The organism is Akkermansiaceae bacterium (assembly GCA_019634595.1).
GTDB lineage: Bacteria > Verrucomicrobiota > Verrucomicrobiia > Verrucomicrobiales > Akkermansiaceae > Luteolibacter.
The window spans coordinates 205,298-223,971 of sequence record JAHCBC010000004.1 but is presented as its reverse complement, the minus strand read 5'-3'; the positions used below and the strand labels follow the sequence as shown (position 1 = coordinate 223,971).

Here is an 18,674-nt window from a genome sequence, read left to right as displayed (position 1 = left end):
GAAACCAATGGACGGAAAGCCGGATCCGGTACGGTTTGAGAGCGTGACCAAACAACCCGTCCTGCCCGGGGACTTCCTCGAATCCGCGGACCCCACCCTCCGCCAGCGCAGCTTCGGCCACATCCCTGTGTTCTGGGCGTGGCTGGCCCAGATCCTGGAAGCCAACGCCTCCTGCCAGCGGGCCGTCGGCTTCATCCAGAGCTGGTGCCGCACCTGCGGCCTGTCCGTGCCGTCGTCGGACACCTCCAGCTACTGCAAGGCGCGGCTCCGGGTGGACATCCGCTTCCTTCATGCCATCCACCGGCGCATCCGCGACCACCTCGGCGCCCGCATCTCCGGTGCGGACCGCTGGCAGGGCTTCAATCTGGTGGCCATGGACGGCAGCTCGGTCCAGCTGCGGGACACCGCAGCCAACCAGCGGGCCTATCCCCAGCCGTCCGGGCAGAAGCCGGGCTGCGGCTTTCCTACCATGGGCATCGTAGGTCTGGTGAACCTCTGCCACGGCGGCTGGGAGCAGGTGGTTGCCTGCCCGCATACCCGGCACGACAGCAGGGCGGCCGGCGGACTCATCGCCCACCTGCATGCGGGAGACCTGCTGCTGGCGGACCGGGCGTTCTGCTCCTACGAACTCATCGCCCGCTGCCAGGGACGCGGGGCCCATGCCCTCATGCGTCTCCACCAGGCGCGGGCCAAGTCGCTCGACTGGAGGGAAGGGAAACGGATCTCCGCCTACGAGCGCATCGTCACCTGGACGCGCCCCCAACGACCTCCGGGCAGCGGGCTTTCCCCTGCGGAGTGGGAGGCATTGCCCGCATCGATGGAACTGCGGCTCATCAAGGTGCGCTACGAAAACCGGGCCGGGGAGAAAGGCGAACTCATCGTCGTCACCACCCTGACCGATCCCTCGAGGCATTGCGGCATGGAACTGGCCGACCTCTACGCCCGGCGCTGGGACATCGAACTGAAGCTCCGTGACCTGAAGACCACGATGGGCATGGAGCGGTTCGACGTGAACACTCCGGAGATGGCGCAGAAGACGCTGCTGATGGGGGTGATCGCCTTCAACCTCATCCGCAGCGTCATGCAGCGGGCGGCGGACCGTGCCGGGGAACCGACCCGGCACATGAGTTTCAAGGGGGACGCTGGATCTGGTGGCGGCCAGCCACGAGAGCTTCCGGGAGCACGCGGGCCGTCCGCTCAAACGGGCGGCGGCGATGGATGCCCTGGTGGCAACCTGCGCGACGAAGAGGATCTACATCCGCCCCTTCAGGAAAGAACCGAGGGCGGTGAAACGGAGGCCCAAACCCTCTCCGTTCCTAACCCGCCACCGCTCCGAATACGGGGAAATCCACCACCGCAATCCATACAGAAAACCGGCTTAATCCCGTGCCATTCGTCTCAGACCTCAATGATTGATGTCCTGATCTTCTGAAGCCCGTCCTCGACCGGAAGCGCCAGTTTCCACTGTTCCTCGCCGACGCGTACAACAATGCGCTCCTGTGAGAGCAGTTGGAGCGCACGTCGGCAATCGTCGATGGGCAAGCGGTTGGATTTCCTGACAAGATCTCGGGCCGTGTACGGGCGACCGTCGAGCTTCGGGAGGAGCCTAATGGCAATTGTCCGCAATCGTGACCGCTCCTCACTTTGGACCAGATGTTCCCGAAGGGCAATCATCCGTTCGATCAGGTGCTTTGCCATATCGAATGCTCCCGCTGGACTCGCGGATCCAGTCTCCTTGTTGCTCAATCTGCACAGTCCAAAAAGCAAGGTGCTGAACAACGTATACGCCGTTGCGCTGATCCCCGGGAAGCGATTCTCCTGCTTCGCTAGGTAGCTCACCCACACTCCCTGATTCTTCCTCCATTCGCAGATGATGGCAGGAGGCGTTTGAAGTCGATGGTCCAGTCGCTGCGACCATGCTTTGCGAAGGGCGGCGTCGAACGCCTGCGTAATAGAGTAGCTGCTATTGGGGATAGGGTTCTGTTGTGGCGCTGATCGAGGATGATCGTAAATCCAGAGGCTTTTCATCAGGAAGTCTGCGGCACCGTTCGTAAGCAGATCTCTGAAAACAGTAGGAGTAGCCGACAAGGCAATCCGGGAATGCAGCGCCAAGCCGCCTACACCGCACTGGGCGAGTGATTTGAGCTGCTGGAGAAACCGTCTCTGGCCAGTCCCCGTGTCGAGAAACGCCCGGATAAAGGGTTGAGAGAGATGCGTGGAAGGATACTTTTCAAACGGAGGGGAATTTGAATCCAGTCGGGCGAACACCATGGAGTTTGTTTTTAAATCACTCTTCATGGCCTCGGAAGTGGGAAAAAGCAGAGCTTCAAATGGTGAGCTGTCGCCGGACCTCGAGCCAAACCCGTTCAAGGTGCTTTCCAGATTGGTCATCGCGTTATCGTTGGATGGAGCGGCGTAGATTGGGGTTCCGTGCATGGTCATTCCGATACCGTGATGAGCTTCGTATGTGTTTCCCTTTGCCACGTTGGCGGTAAGGGCGGATTGCATGTCGGCCATCTGGCGAAACACCTTGGCGTCGGTGAGGGAACTGGAGAGGCCATCGAGCATCAGGAAGTCGAGCCCGACAGGCAAGATGTCGCCGCCGGGTGCCCTGAAGCCGGCACCGCGTGGCAGAATGCCGCAGAGCGTACAGCACATGGCAGCGAGGATGTTGATTCCGGCGGGAAGGTTACCGTCGGCCAGAGCGGCTGCGTTGAACTGGGTGAGGGTGTCGGAGAGTGGTTTTGAAAAGTTCATGACTGGAGGTGTGGGAAAGATTGTTCGCGGATGGCGGGTAGGAAATCCGATCCGCCCAGTGGGGGATCAGGCGTAAATTGCAGCGATCCTGGTATCGATGTCCCGATACGGACCGGATGGCATTTGGAGCGGGGCTGATGCTTGGAATTCCGGGGTTAACCGGGACGACAGTGAGACGGGATTGATGCGCTCCAGTTCTTCCGGAATCTCTTTGTTGATCTGGTTACGCTTCTTTCTCTTTGTGTTGTCGATTTCCAGATAGGAGCTTTTTAGCACCTCGGCAGAGATGGGTGTGATCACCGAAATAAATGCGATGGCTTTGGCGGGTGTGATGGCCGGTCTCAGAAGAGTTCGATGGCGCGACGTGGACTCCTTCCAATTCACTCATGATGGCCTCGTGAACCGCAGCAGGGGCCGACGGAGCGAACCGCGTTAGACGAAAGTTCTCGCCGATCCTAGCTGTTCCTCCACTTTCCCGGTATCGTCGAATCATTTCAGTTCCTCTGAGTGATACGGCGACCCGGATACCGGGGACGTCCCCGATCGATCCGGTGTCTTCGCTGTGGACAGGCACCTTGACCGATTCGAAGGTGATGATCATATTATCGCCCTTCTCACCCAGTTTCTTCAGTTTGCGCGTGGCTCCTCCTGCGGCACCGGTGTCAGGGTGGGCGACGTTGTAACATTCATGGAGCGGGGTGTGCATGTAAGTAACCGTGCTCATTATGTGGCGCCACGCGGCGCGTGCCTCGCTGCGCTTGGCTAGTCCCGGAACGATGTGGTTGCGGTCATTCTCATGGGCAAGGAGTGGGGCGATCTCCCGCTGAACCCGGGTGAGGGCTTGTGCCACATCATCGTGGGCAAGAGGGTGATCGGAGTCGCCGTAGAGCAGCAGCTCTACGGCGATGTCGATGGTTTTGACGGTCATTCGGTCACCGGAGCCGTCGATGCGGGCAAACAGCCTGATTGCGCCGAAGTCGACGAGATGGATGTTCGCCTTGTGCCTCAGGATCTTTTCCTTGGTTTTGCGATCAGGGGCGAGGTTTGTGCTGAGGGCTGGGGCGGCTACCAGAGCTACACCGGCCTTCCGGGCGTAGGACACGGGTTTCGTGAGGAAATCCGGATCAAAAGGGAGGCTGGTTGAAATTCCAAGTTCGAGGGATGGCCCCGACGGCGCTGAAGTGTCAGGCGACGTGGTGTTGTTCTTCGTTTCCATAGTGGAAGTAGATGTGGAGTTGGACATGGGGGTGGAATTCGAGTTGGGGGGCCACTGTTGATCACACGCCCTGTGAGAGCCCCCTGGTGAGGCGGCAGCCGGGCGTGGAGCCGCTGCGGGGGGTAATCCTGAGGGGGGGATCATCGCATCGTCGCAACTTTCGCCATGACATCATCAGGATCAACCTCAACGCGCTCTTCATCGGAGTATAGGGAGGAAGTGAGTGGGGTATCTACCGAGCTAACGGATTGCTCGAAGTGCGGCAAAAGTCGCAGCTTCCGATATTTACCACTCTTGCTGCTGGTAGTTTCGATAAGGTCTCCTTCGAGACGTTGGAGTGCCCAATTCAGGTCGGTGGGAGAGAGCCTCCAACTCTTGGCGATGTCGGGGTGGACAAAGAACTCGGACCTCTTGGCACTACGGCGAGCGTGATAGATGGCGAGGATGGTTCGGGTCTTCCGGTCGCCAAGAAGGCGAAGAGCATCCCGCTCGGTAACCCAGGATGGAGATTTCGGTGCCGAACGGGATGGTAGGTTTACTGACTGGAGCTTATCCATAGCTTATAGGTATAAAGATAAGAGAATAGGAATACTCAGATGTGGGATTCTGAATCTCAGCTCTGCGACTTGGGCAACTTCAGGCGTTCGCCTTCGGGTAACTGGGATGGTGCTCTTCCGATCACCCGGCCTGCGATCCCCCAAAAATCGGCACCTCGACCATCAATGTAGTTCTCCAACGGTGAAACCAGTTCGACGTCGGTGGGGATCCTGAGCCCACCCGTGACGACCAAGGCAGCCTTCTCCATCAAAAGGCGCACCTCCGACAGTTGGTCCTGCCAACGATCAAGCTTTAACTCCACAAGCAGAGCATCGTGAACCGGAGCGACGACTCGATGTCCTGCCTCCTCCAAAGCAATCACAGCGATGCGCAGAATCTCACCACCAGCAGCCTGCACGGGAAAATTGGCTATGGAGTTGGCGCTGTCCTTGGGCTTCGCCTTCCGGGTCCAACCATGGCGTGTCGCGAGAGTCCCGCCGCACATGACCTCGTCTACAATCGCGGTGCGCCAACGCCAGTAGGTGGGGTAAGCCATCTGGTGAGCTGTAATCAAGCGGCGTGCCGCTGCTATCGAGATACCTAAGTTCTGAGCCAGTGCTTCGTCGCCAATGCCATACTGTATCGCCAGCGCTGCTGTCTTGTAGGTCGCGCGCTCTGTCGGGTGACTCTTCTTCGTCGCTCCCTCCGGTGCAGCACCTGCGCGGATCGCAAATGCCATGTAGGGGTCGCCACTTAGGTAGTCCTTCATGAGAGCCCCATCGCGCGAAAGCGCGGCAGCAAGGCCAACTTCCTGAGCGGAGTAATCGATGTATGCCAACACCGTGCCGACTTGAGCCATGATCACTGACCGCATCCATGCGCTCGCACCGAAGATGAAGCGACTGTTGGATGGTTGGTTCCGGCCCGTATCCGACCCGAACGGTGACAACATGCAACGCAATCGCCAATCATCTCCGAGAGGGAACTCGAACTTGCGGCCTTGTCCCCGGAGTTTGCGGGCGTATGCCATGGTCTGGACTGCGGGGTAGCGGTCGGACATCCTTTTGAAGGTGTCGGCATCGAGAGCCGGAGCCCCTCCTTTGAGGCGAGGCCATGAAATACCGACATGGGCGCACCACTCCAACCAGGCCTTGGAGGAAAAATGGCCATCGGAACCAATCACTCCGGGATATGCTCTGCGAACTTCAGCCCATGCGGCCTCGCGTAACTCAGGCATCGATTGGGTGAGACGCTCCACCATGTCGGCATCGGCTGGGATACCGCGGCGTTCGACGTATGCGAGGGTCTTTAGGTAGCGTCCGCGAACGACGGCCTCGCCAATGTTCACCCGGGGCGCGAGTGCCTGCCATATGGCAAGACCAGTGCGGACATCGTCCAGGCAGTAGCGCATCAGATCCTCGCGACTGGTTTCAGGAATCTCGTCCCCCATGGCTAGCTGACGCATGTCCTCCTTGTGGTCGGAACTCATTGTGGCAATGCCGAGTTGGCGTGCAACAGCAAGCAGACCCCAGGAACCGCCGGCGTTGGGGACTTGTCCACGAGCGACCCTTGCCTCCGGCAGGGTGTCGATGACCTCCCTTGGTAGTCCCCATCCGAGCGCGAGAAAACATCCCAACTCCGCTAGTGCATAGTGGGCGATCATACGGAAATCGACCGGAAAGGGACTGGGGACATTCCGACCGTCCAGCCAGACGACGCCCTCTTCTTCAGTTTCCAGACAGTGGTAGGCGACACACCAGGGGCGTGGATTACTTCCTGAGAGACTGAGGAACTCGAAATCAATGAAGTAGGTATTCATGATCGTTGTAGGATTGCCGACCCCGCCATCGTGGCGGGTCGGCAGGTATTCCTCGTTAGTCACGGCCTTGGAGCGCACGCACGACCGGGTGGTCCAGCGAGTCGATGATTTCGACCCCGCCTGCCTTCGCCGCGAAACGGAGCATCTCGCTGGCGCTGGTGATCTCGTCCGGCCATACCGGTTCGGTCTTGGCGGACGAACGGCGATAGATCTCGTATTCCTCTCTGCCCCACGAGATGCGGATCCATTCGCGCATGGCCCTCTCTGCACCGGCGAACGCGGTGATGTGAGCGCGATGAGGTTTGCGCTCGGTCGGCACCGAAACCGGCCAGACGAAAGTGCCACCGGAGTAGTTCACCGCCAGACTCAGCTGCACATAGCGGACCACGTCCAGCAACAGTTCCACCACTGCTGGCATCACGATGTAATGCGCATTTTCATCGCGTGCCTCGTAGATGTAGGCACGGACGTGAATCGTAGGGTGAACTCGGACCCACTCATCACGTTTAGGCTTACGAACTGACAGTGAGGTCAACAGTTTCTCCGAAGGGACGATTTCGTCGATCGGGCGGCCAAAGGCGGCCAAATCATCGAAAATATCACGTTGTTTGGGCGTGACGGCCTCGGGAGTTCTGGTATCATCCACTGCGGTTGCGGGCTGGTTTTCGTCGACGCGGCTCCCTTCCACAGACGGCACCGTCAGCTCGGTGCCGTCGTTTTTTTGTTCGCCAAGCTGATGACTGGTTTCCCCGTCACTGAAGTGATGGCCGTCGTTGTCGTCCTCGGGGAGGCAGGGTGTTGTTGTTTTCATTTTAACGACCCGGGGAGGTTCGTTGCGTAGCCACGCCTCCGACCGGAGGTGTGGCTAAGATGGTTTCTCGTTAGGGTTGGTGATCGTGATGCGGGACTCCTCCAGAGCTGATGCCACGGCTTGGGGATCAAATCGGACACATTTTTTCCCGATCCGCAGACACGGGATCCGTCCCTCTGCTGCCAATTTCAATACGTAGCGCCCGGACACGCCATAGGTTGCTCCGATAGAATCGGCATTGACGTGTTCCATGATAGGTTTCCCCCCGGCTTCGAGACTGTCCGAGTGCTGTGTGTTCCGTATGTTCTGCTGCTTGCGCATGAGAAGAACATAGGAGCATGCCGGAGAGGTGTCCCGGAGACACCCTGAGGGTTTGCCCCGTCGCTTTCGTCAGGTTTTTTTCTTGACGCAGAAAACCTTGTGATGCGGTCGGCTAACCCGGCTGGTAACAGTCCCGACCGATGTGTATCCGCTCTTGCCCGAATTTTAGTGTTCAGTTTAGTCCTTGGCGATCACTCGAAATCCTTCAGTAATTACGCGTCTCAATGCGGCATCCACCGAACCCACGCTCCTAATTTTGTCGCTAATGCAATCAATCCACTCGTATTTTTCCAGGTCGCCACCACAGACCGAAACAGCTCTGGCATATGCAGCGTCCACCCATTGTGAGACTGTTTCGGCGCATAGTTCAGGAAGTAGCGCGGCTTTCCTGATCCAGATGTTACGAATGTCCCATATCGATCGAGCGGCCCCGGAATAGTATTGGGGTGCGGCTCCGTTACGGCCTGCTTGCTTGATCATCTCTTTGAGTGGTGCGGGGACGTTGTTCTCCTCGTCGCGCCTGAACTCCTCGATATGCGACTTCGAGCGAGGCGCGGTCCGTTCCCTTTCAAGCTCTATGAAAATGCTCATCGCAAGTTCTTTTGGGGTTCCGGTTACCGTGCCTGAGAAAATGTTGATGGGTATCGATTCGCCGATGTTCAGTTTGGGGAAACAGTCCTTCAGTCTTCGGTTGCCCTTGTAATCCTGAGCCGAGACGAGCACCGGCCAATCCCAAGCTCCTGTAACTTGTGTTTTCATTTGCCTTTTGATCTCGGAATCGAACCGCCGCTGAAGCAATCTGTCGCAAAAATCTGCCACTAGTGCTAAAGGCGGATCGAGCGGTTCGCTTCTTCCAAGCAAAATCTCCAATGGGAATGAAAAGCGGGACTCAGGCAGCCGTGTCTGGACCTCGTGAAATTCGGCTTTGCAGGAATCGTAGTGTTCTATGACCAAATCATAGAGATCGGCGGCAGCTTGATTGATCTCTGACCACTGATCTTTCTGCGTTTTGGGTGAGTTGTCATGCGCCGGCACACTGTTGCTGGCATCGCCAGTACACTCTTCGGCGTGCGGTGGCAGCGTTGCGAGGAAGGTCGAAATGCCCCTGGCGACGGAGACCAGCGACCGGATTGCGCCCGGATACCCAAGCATGGCGAGTAGTTTCAAGTCATTGACGTGATCGGACAGGTCTGGGAGGATTTCCTCATTGTTGAGGCCGAGCTCCTTTTCGATGGGGCTCCTCAGCTCCTCAAGGGAAGCGACCCTCACGGCGCGAATCAGCCTGGCGGCTGCTTCACTCCAAGGCTTTAGGGGGCGTATGGTGCTCATGGCTAGGATGTTGAAGTTGGCGCTTTGGCAGGCATGTGCGCGCTCTACTCATCGATTTGCCGGGCGGTATGCGCCAATGGCGCGGCGGAGGCCGATCCTCGGATCCATCGTTACTGCGGGGTTCATGCGGTTTTGATTGTTGCTGGTCTGATCGATAGGATCTTGCGCGCGTCTCTCGGGGTCAGACGTGATACATAGTGCTTTCTGAGCATGTCGTGACCACCGCTATGTCCGAACGCGAAGATCAGTTTTTCAAGAGGAGTGCCTATCGCAACCTGAACGCTGGCGCAGGTATGGCGGCATGCGTTCGCCGGCCACGGCCCCCGTGTCGGTTCCGGCGGGTTTTTTAGCAGGCGTGCCGCAACATTCCAGCCAGCTCGTCGCCGGACGGATTTCGATACATCCGGCCAGTTGGCTGGCACAATGAGTTGATCGGGTTCTGCGTCCTGTCGGCAGGATTTCAACCAAGCTTTCAGGACTGCGCAGAGCGGAACCAGACGCCGACTATGTTTCTTGGCGACATCCCTGCCGATTTCAATGTGCTCCCGGTGGACATTTGCCCAAGTCAGCCTTTCCAGTTCCGCCATGCGGACGCCACCAAAGATCGCGATAGCGTATGCCGCAGCTGCTCCTGCACCCTCCGCTTCGGCAGCACGAAGCAGTGCTTCTGCGTCACCGGGTTTGAGAATCTGAATATCCGAGTCATCGGAGGTGCGTCCAACCTCCAGCGCCTCCAGAACTCCGGTATCGCACCATTCCCGTGGTGCCTTTGCTGCCCAGCGCCAGAAAGCCCGGAGATTTGCACGATGCATCCGGACGGCTGTTGGCCCCTTGTTCTTGAGTAGTTCTTCAAAATCCGATGTTTTGAGATCGGCTAGGATCCGCTCGTTGAGCGGTTTCGCGACTTTCTCCAGAGTGTATTTGTAGCTGTCGAGGGTGCTCTTTCGCAGATCCTCGCGTACGGAGAGATAGGTCTCCACCGCTTTCCCAAACTGCTGGCTGCTCTTCTTGGCTTCCCACACTTTGCGGAATGCGCGTGCGGCATCGACGAGGCTACCCCCCGTGCCTTGTAGCAACTTTACCGCAGTCAGCGCTTGGTCAGCAATACGCGGCGGCAGGACGGTCGCGTTCTCTCCATGCGCCTTGTAGTTACTCCGCAACGCCGAGGCCTCGGCGAGGGCTGCGTCCCTCGTTTTGAAATAACGGCGCTGCAGCTTCCCTGTGTCAGAAATGCTCGCAGGCACGTGAAGAAGCCACCCACGCGTGGTGTTGCTTACTTGGAATTTTGGAGTCCTCGGCACCCCGGAATTTTGTGTATTTATCGCACTTAAAAGTCGAGAACATCCGGTCCATGATGTACATTGTGTATTTTTATGAACTGAGCATCAATCCTTTAAATGAACCTCATTCCACTAAGGATCTAGTGGGGAGACCCGTGGAGGTTCGAGTCCTCTTTCGAGCACCATCCGTTGGGAAGCAATGAGATAGGCCACCTGAAAAGGTGGCCTTTTTCGTGTCCGGGAGGAGGCTTTCGGCCATTTTTCGGCCACTTTTCGCGGGCGCGTATGATCCGAAGTGAACCTCTGCTCTCCCAGTTCGTAATCTTTCACATCCGCAGTTACGCCCTGCTCTTCGAACCCTTCCTTCCCGGCTTCCTGCTGCACGAGATCGACCCGACAGCCCGCAACCGCCACTTCGGCCACATTCCCGTCTTCTAGGCCTGGCTCGCCCCGACCCTCGAGGCCAACGCCTCCTGCTCCAAGGCCCTGAGCCTCATCCAAGCATGGTCGAGGCCCGCGGGGCTGCCTTGTGCCCACGGGAGACAGCAGCGGCTTCCGCTAGGCCCGCAAGCGCATCCGCATCGACTTCCTTGCCGCCATCCTCGCCAGAATCAACACCTCCCTGGACCGCCACGCCCGCCCTTGCGACCTCTGGCACGGGCACGTCTCAAAGCCATCGGGCATCGCCGACGTGCATAACCTCATCCATGGCGGCCGGGAGGGCTTCGTCACCTGCCCGCACACCGCGCACGACACCACCTCCGCCCCGCGTCTGCTCGATCATGTCCATGAAAACGACGTCCTGCTCGGCGACGGCACCTTCTGCACCGTGGACGTCGCACGCGCCATTCGATACAATCTCCATAAGGATCCCCCGTGCTCGGTGCCTGGAGTACGGGGGACTGGTTTATCATGCCGAGGTCCGGGATCAAGGGTGATCGGGTGATGATGCCCACCAGGGCATCGCCGTCTCCGGACTTCAGGCAATCTCACCCTCCGCTCCACTTCTGTTTTCCCGATGGATCGCGGCGGCACCGTCTCCGATTTCCATTTTATCCTATTGGAGATTCTGGCGTTTCCGCAGGATCTCCAGCAGTCGGGCCAACAGAAGGGCTGTTCTAGGACAGCGCCTCGGTTTGGCGGTCTTATCCATTATTTTTTATCCTATCCCTACTCGTCCGCATTGTGCGTTGAGTCTGGCTGGACAATGCATTTCTACATGGTGAACGGACATGCTGCAAGGGAAGATCGCGTCGTCGGTGCCGCCGTCGGCGTCAACAGATCCAAACGCTGATATGTTGTCGGATTGGGGATGGGTGCGTAGTGCCACCTCCGGGAATCCTGGGGAAATCCGATGGCGGAATCGCTATGAACCGGGGCGGACCGAAATACTCAGTTCGTGTTTTTTCGCTGTCCGGACTCGGACGAGCAGGCTGATATCCGCGGGCTGAACCGCATGTTTTTCCATTGGAGGCCGTTTCCCAGATCATGTGTCCCGAGCACATCGTGGCGGCGAGCCATCGACTCTCAAGCGTTTACGGGTAGCCGGCCTGGCCACGGTATTTCAGCCCGCCACGGATCATTTTTGATGGTGGGGTTGGTGGAGTGGAGCTTATTAGTCAGGGGCGGGGACCGCTGGAAGGACTTTTACGATGAGTTCCCAGATGACCCTGCTCAGTTCCCTTCCGACGGCGACGTCGACTTCGCGGGAGGGCTTTGATCGTCGCAGCAGCGCTTGGTAACGGGTGCACAACCTATCTTGTGCCTTCCATGAGAATTCCTTGAGTTCGCGGGGAAGATGCTTCTGCCTTCTAAGCAGACGGCCGCTGATCTTCTTGTCGGTGCGGTAGATCCTGGCTGCCTGGACAAGTATCCAGCGCACATGGGATTTGCCGCATTTGGTGATTGGTCCCTGTCGTCGCTTGGTTCCGCTGCTATTTTCAGCGGGGACGAGGCCCAGATAGCTGGCCAGGTGCTTGGGATGGCTGAATCGCGTGAAATCTCCGATTTCCGAGACAATGATCATGGCACCGGTGATATCGAATCCCCTCAGGCCCATGATCGCCTCGACCTCTTTCCGGCGGGGCCAGGTTTCCAGAAGGCAGGTGAGGTGCTTCTCCAAGTTCCGGAGGCGCACCTGTCCGCTGGTGATGCGTTCGGAAAGGTCGTCGATGACAATCTGGGTGGGCGGGGTCGGACGGTTGCCGGTTGGCGGAAGGTTCGCGGATCTGCCAGCGATGGCGGCGGCGGAGTTGGGAGCATCATATCGTTGCAGCAATGATTTCAACTGCCGTTTCAAATCGGCGATGGCTGTGGCGGTACCCGTGCGGTGGCGGCAAAGAGTCCGGATCTGTTCGTCCTGCTCTTCTGGAACATACACCGGCTTGATGAATCCCGCCCTGAGGTATCCGGCCAGGGTCAGGGCATCGTGGGTATCATTCTTTTTCCCGGAGCGCTGGAGCGGCTGGCGGGAGGATGAAACCATTACTGCAATTCCCTTGGAACGGAGGTGGCGGGCGAGGGAGAATCCGTTGGACCCAATCTCATAGACGACGGCAATATGTCCTACGCTGGCACCGTGGGTCTGGCTGAACCTCAGGATGGTCCGTTCGATTTCAGTGTTGGATGATTCGCAGGTACAGAACTTCTGGCAGTTCCCTGCGGAATCCGCCCAAGCGACGGTAGTTGTTCGTTTGTGGACATCGAGCCCGATCCAGTGAGTGATCTGTGGTTCTGAAGGATGACCTGGAATGAGAGGAGGGAGCATTGTTCAGGGGGATGAGTTTGAAAACCGGGGTTCATTTGATGCCGTGCTTCTCCTCATACTCGAGGACATCGCACATCCGAAACCGGATGCTCCTTGGGGACACGCGGATTGCGGACGGGAAATCGGACTGTTTTTCACGGCGTTTGACGGTTGGGACCGAAATACCCCAGCGCAGGGCGAGGGAGCGGCGACTGAGAAACGATGGAGGTGGTGATGAAGACGACATGACCACACGCTAACCTAATTGATGCTGACCGCAACGACAAAAACCAACTGGAGCGGACTTTAGGATGTTTATGTGGTTGACTAACTGTTAATCGAAGGCTTTATTTCCGCCATGGCTGGTGTGAATTCCCTTGTACAGATCCGCGATTTCTTTGGTTCGCATCCTTCACTGGCAGAATTTTCAACCCAAAAAGGTTTCGGAGAACTGTTGGGACGGTCTGATGCTTTCGTTCGGCGCTTGGAAAAGGGAACTCGACCGATAACTCCTCGGATAGCGAAGCTGATTGAGACCATCATTGGAGTGGACCGACAATGGATTCTGTCACCCGCGGAAGGTTCGATTGTGGCGAAAGGCGGTGGCATCTATACCCATGAAATGGCGTTACTGGCGGTCGAAGGGCAGGTACAAAGTGCTTTCCACCAAGTGCAGGTGCTCCCGGAGACTTCGAATTCTGACTTGCGAAGATTAGTGCTCAAAGAAATCGAAGAAATTCTCGCTGCAGAAGCTGCCAAGGGTTCTTACGCCCTGTTGGGGGAATTGCTGAAATTAGCGAAAAAGGGTCGGAAAGCGAAGTAGATTTACTTGCCCGAAACGCCAATTATCTTCGTCGATTTTCGAGAAGAGAGCGGCGTTGGAACTCCAAGTGTGCCATGCATCACCCTGTTAGATCCCTATTATGCAAGGGGATTCTGCAATAGAGCATCCGCTGTTTTAAATGCATATCGCGGGGTGGGGACCGGGTGTACTTCCCGACAGAGCCCCGGCAAATTCCACTAATTCCGTTCTCATAAGTGGGGTGTATGGCGGACTCACACTACGGATTTAGGTCATTTCTGACCGGTTAGTGCGGAATTGCAAAACTAACAGGACGCGTTAAATTATTAATAATGAGTATATTATATATTTATCCGCAAGTTGTGAAACAGCGATTAAAAACTAACACTACACAATAACCGACTGATTATCAGCGAAGTATCAAAAATGCCTTAAGTTTTGTTGGCTTTTTCCTTCGGCGATAAAACAAATCGTGAGGTGAATTTTTCGTGCATTTGCGACGTGGAATCACTGAGGTCTGACCTCTAGATCCGCCGAGTGTAGAACGAGTTCCACTGGTTTCGATTCCAGACAGAAAGACTCTGCTACGCCCGTCGGCTTAATCGAGCGTTACCATTACCCAGAGGCCACCTCCCAGCGAAGCGCAACTCCATGGAGCTGGCGGTCACGCTAACCAAACACGGCCATCCGGCCAGGCTCATCGCAGTGCGTGCCAGTCCGGAGGTGGCGGCCCGCCGCCGCCGGCAGAAGAAGGACAAGCGGAAGAGGAACGGCACACGGGCCAGCAAACAGGCGCTGGCCAGAGAAGATTGGAACATCCTGGTGACCAACATTCCGGCTGAGCTATGCACTGCCGGGGAGCTGATCACGCTCTACCGGCAACGCTGGGAGATTGAGATCCATTTCCGAGGATGGAAGCAATCCCTGCATATGCGCAAAGCCCTCCAGAGGATCACAAGTCAGACCCATCTTCACGCCATGGTACTGGCGGCTATGATTTTCTCATCCTTGGTGGTCCGATCCAAACGTCTCATCATGCAGGAGAATCCCGGTATGGAGATCAGCGGGGAGAAATTGTTCGGATGGCTATCCGGTCGCCTCAAGTTGTTCCGGACTTTGTTCTCATCGATCCCTTTCGATCCAAGGCACTTCTGCCGCTGCAAAAGAAAACGTGATACCCTTAAACAGAAAGGGCGCAACTTCATCCCCTTAAATTGGCGCCAATGGGCAATGGGTCTAATCCAATCGGAACCGGAAGCATCCATCAGGTTTGCTGATGAACTGCGTCAATTCTTGGGCTTGAAGGCACGCCAGTCCTTCTTGGGGAATAATTCGGGAACGGAAACTTTCAACGCTTTGGCCAATGACAGCAACTCCGTGTCGCAGACCCATTTCACCTGTCCCTCAATCCGGGCGATGACGCCCCGGCTGACGTCCCAGCCCTGGAGCTGGCAGACGGCAGAGAGCTTGGACTGCGACCATCCGAGTTGATTGCGGATGGTGATGACCTGAGGGCCGACAATGTTCCGTGGGGCTTCCATGCCCCTGTCCATCTAGCGGGAAAACAGCTTGATATTGTCCGGAATGCCGGACAATGTACGGGAAATCAGACAATTTTTAGATTCGAGGTCCCTTCAAATCATCCCCAACCATGACAGGACAACCCCCTCCCTTGCCGGTCAGACCACCGCCGCCAGCGTTTCAGAGCTACCACGTAGCATCTTCCCGGCCACCGTCTCCGTACTACCAGGTGACACCCCGGAACGCCCGGGGCGGCTATGACTGGCTATGGAAGGGTGGTGCCATTTGTGCCGGGTTGGTCATCATGGGTCTTGTTCTATTGGGCGCATTTACGGGAGGCGATGATGGCACCTCATGGGAGCCTGCGAGCAGAGAATCGGGGCCGATCCGCCAGTCTTCGGCTCCACCGGTTGAACGAATGTTGGAAAGCAGGTGGCGAAGTGTCCTTTCCGATTCCAAGCAGGAGATCTTTGAGGCATTTCATCCGGTTGGCAGGGCCACAAGGATAGAGCTTCATGCGGTTGATGTGAAATGGAAGAACGGCATTCGAACCAATCGTTTGGAGGATATCGGCGGGATGGGGATCCGCTACTCCGTGTTCTGGGAAGGGCCGGTCACCAAAGACGGATATACGAAATTGTATTCTGTCTATGACGCTGAACTCGGACGCCTTGTTGGAAGCGAGGTATTGGCAACCAACGGAATCACCAACAACGATGTGGCCGAAGGAATAGGGCTGGCGATTGGTTTGGGCCTTTCGTCCGCGATGGAAAGCGAGTGAAAAGCCATGGAAATCTATATCGCGCGGAGCGGCAATGAAACCGGCCCTTACACGAAGGAGCAGATTGACTCTCTTTACGAGATGGGAATGCTGCAACTGGCCGACTTCGTTTGGCATGAAGGAATGCCGGACTGGATGCCTTTGCACGGTTTTCTGGGTATGCGCCCGCCTGTGCCGGCAGCCGGTCACCAAGTCGGGTTTCCGTCCAACCATCTTATCGGAACCGCTGCCTATCAGGGAATGGTCCCCGCGGTTTCTTCGGTGGGATCACCTGAAAATATCGTTCCTCGGAAGTTTTGGAACATCTGGTTTCTGACAGGTGTGACTTTTGGTCTCTATGGATTGTATTTGTTGCCAAGACAGACTTGGGAAATCGAACGGATCACGGGGAGAAGCAGGATCAATGTGTGGTTGCTGCTTTTCCTGTCGATTGTGACTTTATCGCTCTTTGGAATGATTTATCAGATCATCCTCGCGTGGAAATTGCAGGGGATTTCAAAGGAAGTGAATCTTGCGGGAAGAAGCGGATCATTAGGCGTTCTGGTAACGATCTCGGCATTGGTTTCATGCATCATGGGATTCGCCACCGGTATTCCTATCATTCCGGCGGTGCTTTCGGCGGCTATCCCGTTGTGGCTCATCCAGAAAGAAATCAATCTTTACTTGGATGGATTACGGACAGGCTGAAATCCCGCCCTATCCTGCGTTATATGAAGTTGAAGAAGCGCATGTTGTTGCGCCGGTTTCCGTGAGTCCGCCATGAGGCGGAATCCATGGATTCCGAACTACCACGAAGGCCCGGCATTCCGCCGGGCCTTTCTCGTTCCAACCATCAACCCCCATCATCATGGCCATCAAATTGATCGCGAATTATTCCAAGCGTCTCGGCCTCCCCGGGTTCTCGTCCCATCAGTTCAGCGTCTCCGTTGAGACCGAATTGGTGGCTACCGACGACATCCCCGGCGAGTCCGAGCGCCTTTACCAAATGCTTCAGCAGAACGTGGACGAGCAGATCCTCACCACGGGATTTGTTCCACCCGCGGACTACGGGATGGAGGAAACTCCGCCCCGTGTGAACGGAAGCCCGCCGGCCAACGGCAAGGCTCCCGCAAACTGGCAACGCGGCCCGGCGTGGAAATGCTCCGACAAACAGCGGGAACTCATCCTGAAGATCGTCGATGAGCACCATCTCGACAAAGCCTCCATCGAAGCGCTCGCCAACGAACGCTTCGGCAAGGGTGTCAAAACCCTCAACAAGATGGAGGCTTCCGGGCTGATCGACGAGTTGCTCGATACCCATGGAGGCGGCGGAAGCCCACCCTCTGGGCGACGCCGCTCCAACGGTTCGGCTTATTCGGGAAGGAGGAATGCCGCATGATCGCTCCGTCATCCACAGGGCGGTTCGAGACCGGCCTCGCCACCTATGCCGGGACGCTCCCGGACCACATCAGTCCGACGGCGGCCAAGTCCTACTTGGCATGTTCCCTCCGCTTCTACTTCGAACGGGTGGCCTGCCTGAAGAAACCGACGCCAAAGAACCTGCACCTAGGCAAGGCGGTCCACGCCGCCTTGCAAGCGTTCCATCTCGCCCGCTGGCGGGGTGGAGACGATTCCCCGGCAACCGTCGCCACTGCCTACGAACAGGCTTTCGTCCGTCTCGAACGTGAGGAAGGTCCGGTAAGCTTCGACGATGCCGCGGAGCGGGAGAAGTCCCGCACCGATGGCTTGCGGATCGTCGCCGCCTACCTCGACAGCCCGGAAGTTCTGAAAGGAAAGCCCCGCGCCGTCGAAGTGAAGTTGACCGAGGAAATCCCCGGCCTGTCCGTCCCGCTCACCGGCGCGATGGATCTGGTCGAGGAGAACCTGATCCCCATCGACTTCAAATCCGCCGCGGCAAAACCCGACATCGGGCATGCGGCCTTTGAGCACGAGATCCAGTTGGTGTCCTACCAGCTCCTCATGGAAGCGGCCACGGGCGAGAGTCCGCCGTCGTTGGATCTGGTGTTCCTCGTGAAGACGAAGACGCCGCAGGTGATCCGGGTGAAATCCCCACCTGCCGACGAACATCGGAAGAAGCGGGTGACCGCCCTTCTCGAAACCGCCGTCACCGGCATCGTGGAGGATCGTTTCCATCCGCAGCCGGGGATGCATTGTTCCTGGTGCCAGTACCGCCGTGAATGTGCGGCCTGGCTGCCGCACGAGCGGGTGGAAAGGAGGGCTGCATGAAGAGCCTTCTCCACATCCTGCTTCTGCTGCCGCTGCTGTTGCTTTCTTCTTGCAAGGAGGAGGGCGTGAACCGGGAGGAAGCCCGTATCCGCCGTGAGGTCGATCGGCGGGTGGAAGCCATCCATGCGGATCTGAAAGTGTCGGATTCGCGGTGGAAAACCGTCCGCGTTGTCGCCTTCTGCCTGTTGGCCGGAGGCTCGTTGATCTGGCTGTTCAATGGTGGGGGAGGTTCTTCCTCCGGCGACAGCTACCCGAAACTGGCAGACAGCCGGAACCACGATCCCGGCTACCGCCGCCGAGTAATCGACCGGCATCACCCCGACGAAGATGAACCCGACGAGTATCCGTATCGCCGTTGAGGTCGTACTGGTGCTGGGTGCCGCAGGCCTGCTGCTGGAAATGATCCAGTCCCATTCATGGGCGGTGATCCTGATCGCGGTGGCCGCACTCATGTGGCTCCAGGTCCGGCGTCACTAATGTCCATCCCTCCGGCATCATGCCGAATCCCCGACGCCCGCCCGGTTCCAA

Annotated in this window: 18 protein-coding genes; 10 read left to right on the top strand and 8 right to left on the bottom strand. The window is 57.5% G+C overall.

Going from position 1 to position 18,674, the window contains the following annotated elements:
* The first annotated feature begins 43 nt into the window (after positions 1-43).
* Positions 44-1,432 carry an IS4 family transposase gene (locus KF712_16115; GenBank protein ID MBX3742513.1) on the top strand — a complete coding sequence of 463 codons (1,389 nt, stop codon included), beginning with the start codon at positions 44-46 and terminating at the stop codon, positions 1,430-1,432.
* Here KF712_16115 and KF712_16110 read toward each other — a convergent pair.
* From KF712_16110 to KF712_16085, 6 genes are all read right to left on the bottom strand, one after another.
* Positions 1,399-2,757, bottom strand: coding sequence for a hypothetical protein (locus KF712_16110; GenBank protein ID MBX3742512.1), 1,359 nt, complete (start codon positions 2,755-2,757; stop codon positions 1,399-1,401). The genes KF712_16115 and KF712_16110 overlap by 34 nt on opposite strands.
* A gap of 223 nt (positions 2,758-2,980) precedes the next feature.
* Positions 2,981-4,000, bottom strand: coding sequence for a hypothetical protein (locus KF712_16105; protein MBX3742511.1), 1,020 nt, complete (start codon positions 3,998-4,000; stop codon positions 2,981-2,983).
* Between the two features lie 586 nt (positions 4,001-4,586).
* On the bottom strand, positions 4,587-6,329 hold the full coding sequence (locus KF712_16100; GenBank protein ID MBX3742510.1) for a hypothetical protein: 1,743 nt from the start codon (positions 6,327-6,329) through the stop codon (positions 4,587-4,589).
* 55 nt (positions 6,330-6,384) lie between these two features.
* Positions 6,385-7,140 carry a hypothetical protein gene (locus tag KF712_16095; protein ID MBX3742509.1) on the bottom strand — a complete coding sequence of 252 codons (756 nt, stop codon included), beginning with the start codon at positions 7,138-7,140 and terminating at the stop codon, positions 6,385-6,387.
* Positions 7,141-7,638: 498 nt separating this feature from the next.
* Complete coding sequence (locus KF712_16090) at positions 7,639-8,790, bottom strand: hypothetical protein (protein ID MBX3742508.1); 1,152 nt, start codon at positions 8,788-8,790, stop codon at positions 7,639-7,641.
* Between the two features lie 122 nt (positions 8,791-8,912).
* Complete coding sequence (locus tag KF712_16085; GenBank protein ID MBX3742507.1) at positions 8,913-10,034, bottom strand: tyrosine-type recombinase/integrase; 1,122 nt, start codon at positions 10,032-10,034, stop codon at positions 8,913-8,915.
* Positions 10,035-10,355: 321 nt separating this feature from the next.
* Between KF712_16085 and KF712_16080 the strand changes: the two genes are divergently transcribed.
* On the top strand, positions 10,356-10,508 hold the full coding sequence (locus KF712_16080; GenBank protein ID MBX3742506.1) for a hypothetical protein: 153 nt from the start codon (positions 10,356-10,358) through the stop codon (positions 10,506-10,508).
* Positions 10,509-10,737: 229 nt separating this feature from the next.
* Here KF712_16080 and KF712_16075 read toward each other — a convergent pair whose 3' ends face one another.
* Positions 10,738-10,935 (bottom strand): hypothetical protein, encoded by a 198-nt coding sequence (locus KF712_16075; GenBank protein MBX3742505.1) that lies wholly within the window; start codon positions 10,933-10,935, stop codon positions 10,738-10,740.
* Positions 10,936-11,685: 750 nt separating this feature from the next.
* The gene (locus tag KF712_16070) at positions 11,686-12,837 is read right to left on the bottom strand and encodes an IS110 family transposase (protein MBX3742504.1); all 1,152 of its coding nucleotides are present in this window, start codon (positions 12,835-12,837) and stop codon (positions 11,686-11,688) included.
* A 337-nt stretch (positions 12,838-13,174) separates the two neighbouring features.
* Between KF712_16070 and KF712_16065 the strand changes: the two genes are divergently transcribed.
* From KF712_16065 to KF712_16030, 8 genes are all read left to right on the top strand, one after another.
* Positions 13,175-13,639 carry a helix-turn-helix transcriptional regulator gene (locus KF712_16065; GenBank protein ID MBX3742503.1) on the top strand — a complete coding sequence of 155 codons (465 nt, stop codon included), beginning with the start codon at positions 13,175-13,177 and terminating at the stop codon, positions 13,637-13,639.
* 630 nt (positions 13,640-14,269) lie between these two features.
* The gene (locus KF712_16060; protein ID MBX3742502.1) at positions 14,270-15,109 is read left to right on the top strand and encodes a transposase; all 840 of its coding nucleotides are present in this window, start codon (positions 14,270-14,272) and stop codon (positions 15,107-15,109) included.
* 259 nt (positions 15,110-15,368) lie between these two features.
* Positions 15,369-15,920: a hypothetical protein gene (locus tag KF712_16055; GenBank protein MBX3742501.1), complete on the top strand. Its 552-nt coding sequence runs from the start codon at positions 15,369-15,371 to the stop codon at positions 15,918-15,920.
* A 6-nt stretch (positions 15,921-15,926) separates the two neighbouring features.
* Positions 15,927-16,607 carry a DUF4339 domain-containing protein gene (locus KF712_16050; GenBank protein ID MBX3742500.1) on the top strand — a complete coding sequence of 227 codons (681 nt, stop codon included), beginning with the start codon at positions 15,927-15,929 and terminating at the stop codon, positions 16,605-16,607.
* A gap of 160 nt (positions 16,608-16,767) precedes the next feature.
* Complete coding sequence (locus KF712_16045) at positions 16,768-17,298, top strand: hypothetical protein (GenBank protein ID MBX3742499.1); 531 nt, start codon at positions 16,768-16,770, stop codon at positions 17,296-17,298.
* On the top strand, positions 17,295-18,146 hold the full coding sequence (locus tag KF712_16040) for a PD-(D/E)XK nuclease family protein (GenBank protein ID MBX3742498.1): 852 nt from the start codon (positions 17,295-17,297) through the stop codon (positions 18,144-18,146). The genes KF712_16045 and KF712_16040 overlap by 4 nt, the downstream gene beginning before the upstream one ends.
* Positions 18,143-18,505: a hypothetical protein gene (locus KF712_16035; protein ID MBX3742497.1), complete on the top strand. Its 363-nt coding sequence runs from the start codon at positions 18,143-18,145 to the stop codon at positions 18,503-18,505. Before KF712_16040 ends, KF712_16035 begins: the two co-directional genes overlap by 4 nt.
* A complete protein-coding gene (locus KF712_16030) occupies positions 18,474-18,623 on the top strand; it encodes a hypothetical protein (GenBank protein MBX3742496.1) in 150 nt (49 codons plus the stop codon). Before KF712_16035 ends, KF712_16030 begins: the two co-directional genes overlap by 32 nt.
* Positions 18,624-18,674 lie beyond the last annotated feature (51 nt).

Coding starts and splice junctions, on each gene's coding strand:
- KF712_16045 (MBX3742499.1), top strand. CDS start 16,768: ATGGCCATCAAATTGATCGCGAATTATTCCAAGCGTCTCGGCCTCCCC.
- KF712_16070 (MBX3742504.1), bottom strand. CDS start 12,837: ATGCTCCCTCCTCTCATTCCAGGTCATCCTTCAGAACCACAGATCACT.
- KF712_16105 (MBX3742511.1), bottom strand. CDS start 4,000: ATGTCCAACTCCACATCTACTTCCACTATGGAAACGAAGAACAACACC.
- KF712_16110 (MBX3742512.1), bottom strand. CDS start 2,757: ATGAACTTTTCAAAACCACTCTCCGACACCCTCACCCAGTTCAACGCA.
- KF712_16080 (MBX3742506.1), top strand. CDS start 10,356: ATGATCCGAAGTGAACCTCTGCTCTCCCAGTTCGTAATCTTTCACATC.
- KF712_16090 (MBX3742508.1), bottom strand. CDS start 8,790: ATGAGCACCATACGCCCCCTAAAGCCTTGGAGTGAAGCAGCCGCCAGG.
- KF712_16040 (MBX3742498.1), top strand. CDS start 17,295: ATGATCGCTCCGTCATCCACAGGGCGGTTCGAGACCGGCCTCGCCACC.
- KF712_16035 (MBX3742497.1), top strand. CDS start 18,143: ATGAAGAGCCTTCTCCACATCCTGCTTCTGCTGCCGCTGCTGTTGCTT.
- KF712_16095 (MBX3742509.1), bottom strand. CDS start 7,140: ATGAAAACAACAACACCCTGCCTCCCCGAGGACGACAACGACGGCCAT.
- KF712_16100 (MBX3742510.1), bottom strand. CDS start 6,329: ATGAATACCTACTTCATTGATTTCGAGTTCCTCAGTCTCTCAGGAAGT.
- KF712_16075 (MBX3742505.1), bottom strand. CDS start 10,935: ATGGAGATTGTATCGAATGGCGCGTGCGACGTCCACGGTGCAGAAGGT.
- KF712_16060 (MBX3742502.1), top strand. CDS start 14,270: ATGGAGCTGGCGGTCACGCTAACCAAACACGGCCATCCGGCCAGGCTC.
- KF712_16050 (MBX3742500.1), top strand. CDS start 15,927: ATGGAAATCTATATCGCGCGGAGCGGCAATGAAACCGGCCCTTACACG.
- KF712_16030 (MBX3742496.1), top strand. CDS start 18,474: ATGAACCCGACGAGTATCCGTATCGCCGTTGAGGTCGTACTGGTGCTG.
- KF712_16065 (MBX3742503.1), top strand. CDS start 13,175: ATGGCTGGTGTGAATTCCCTTGTACAGATCCGCGATTTCTTTGGTTCG.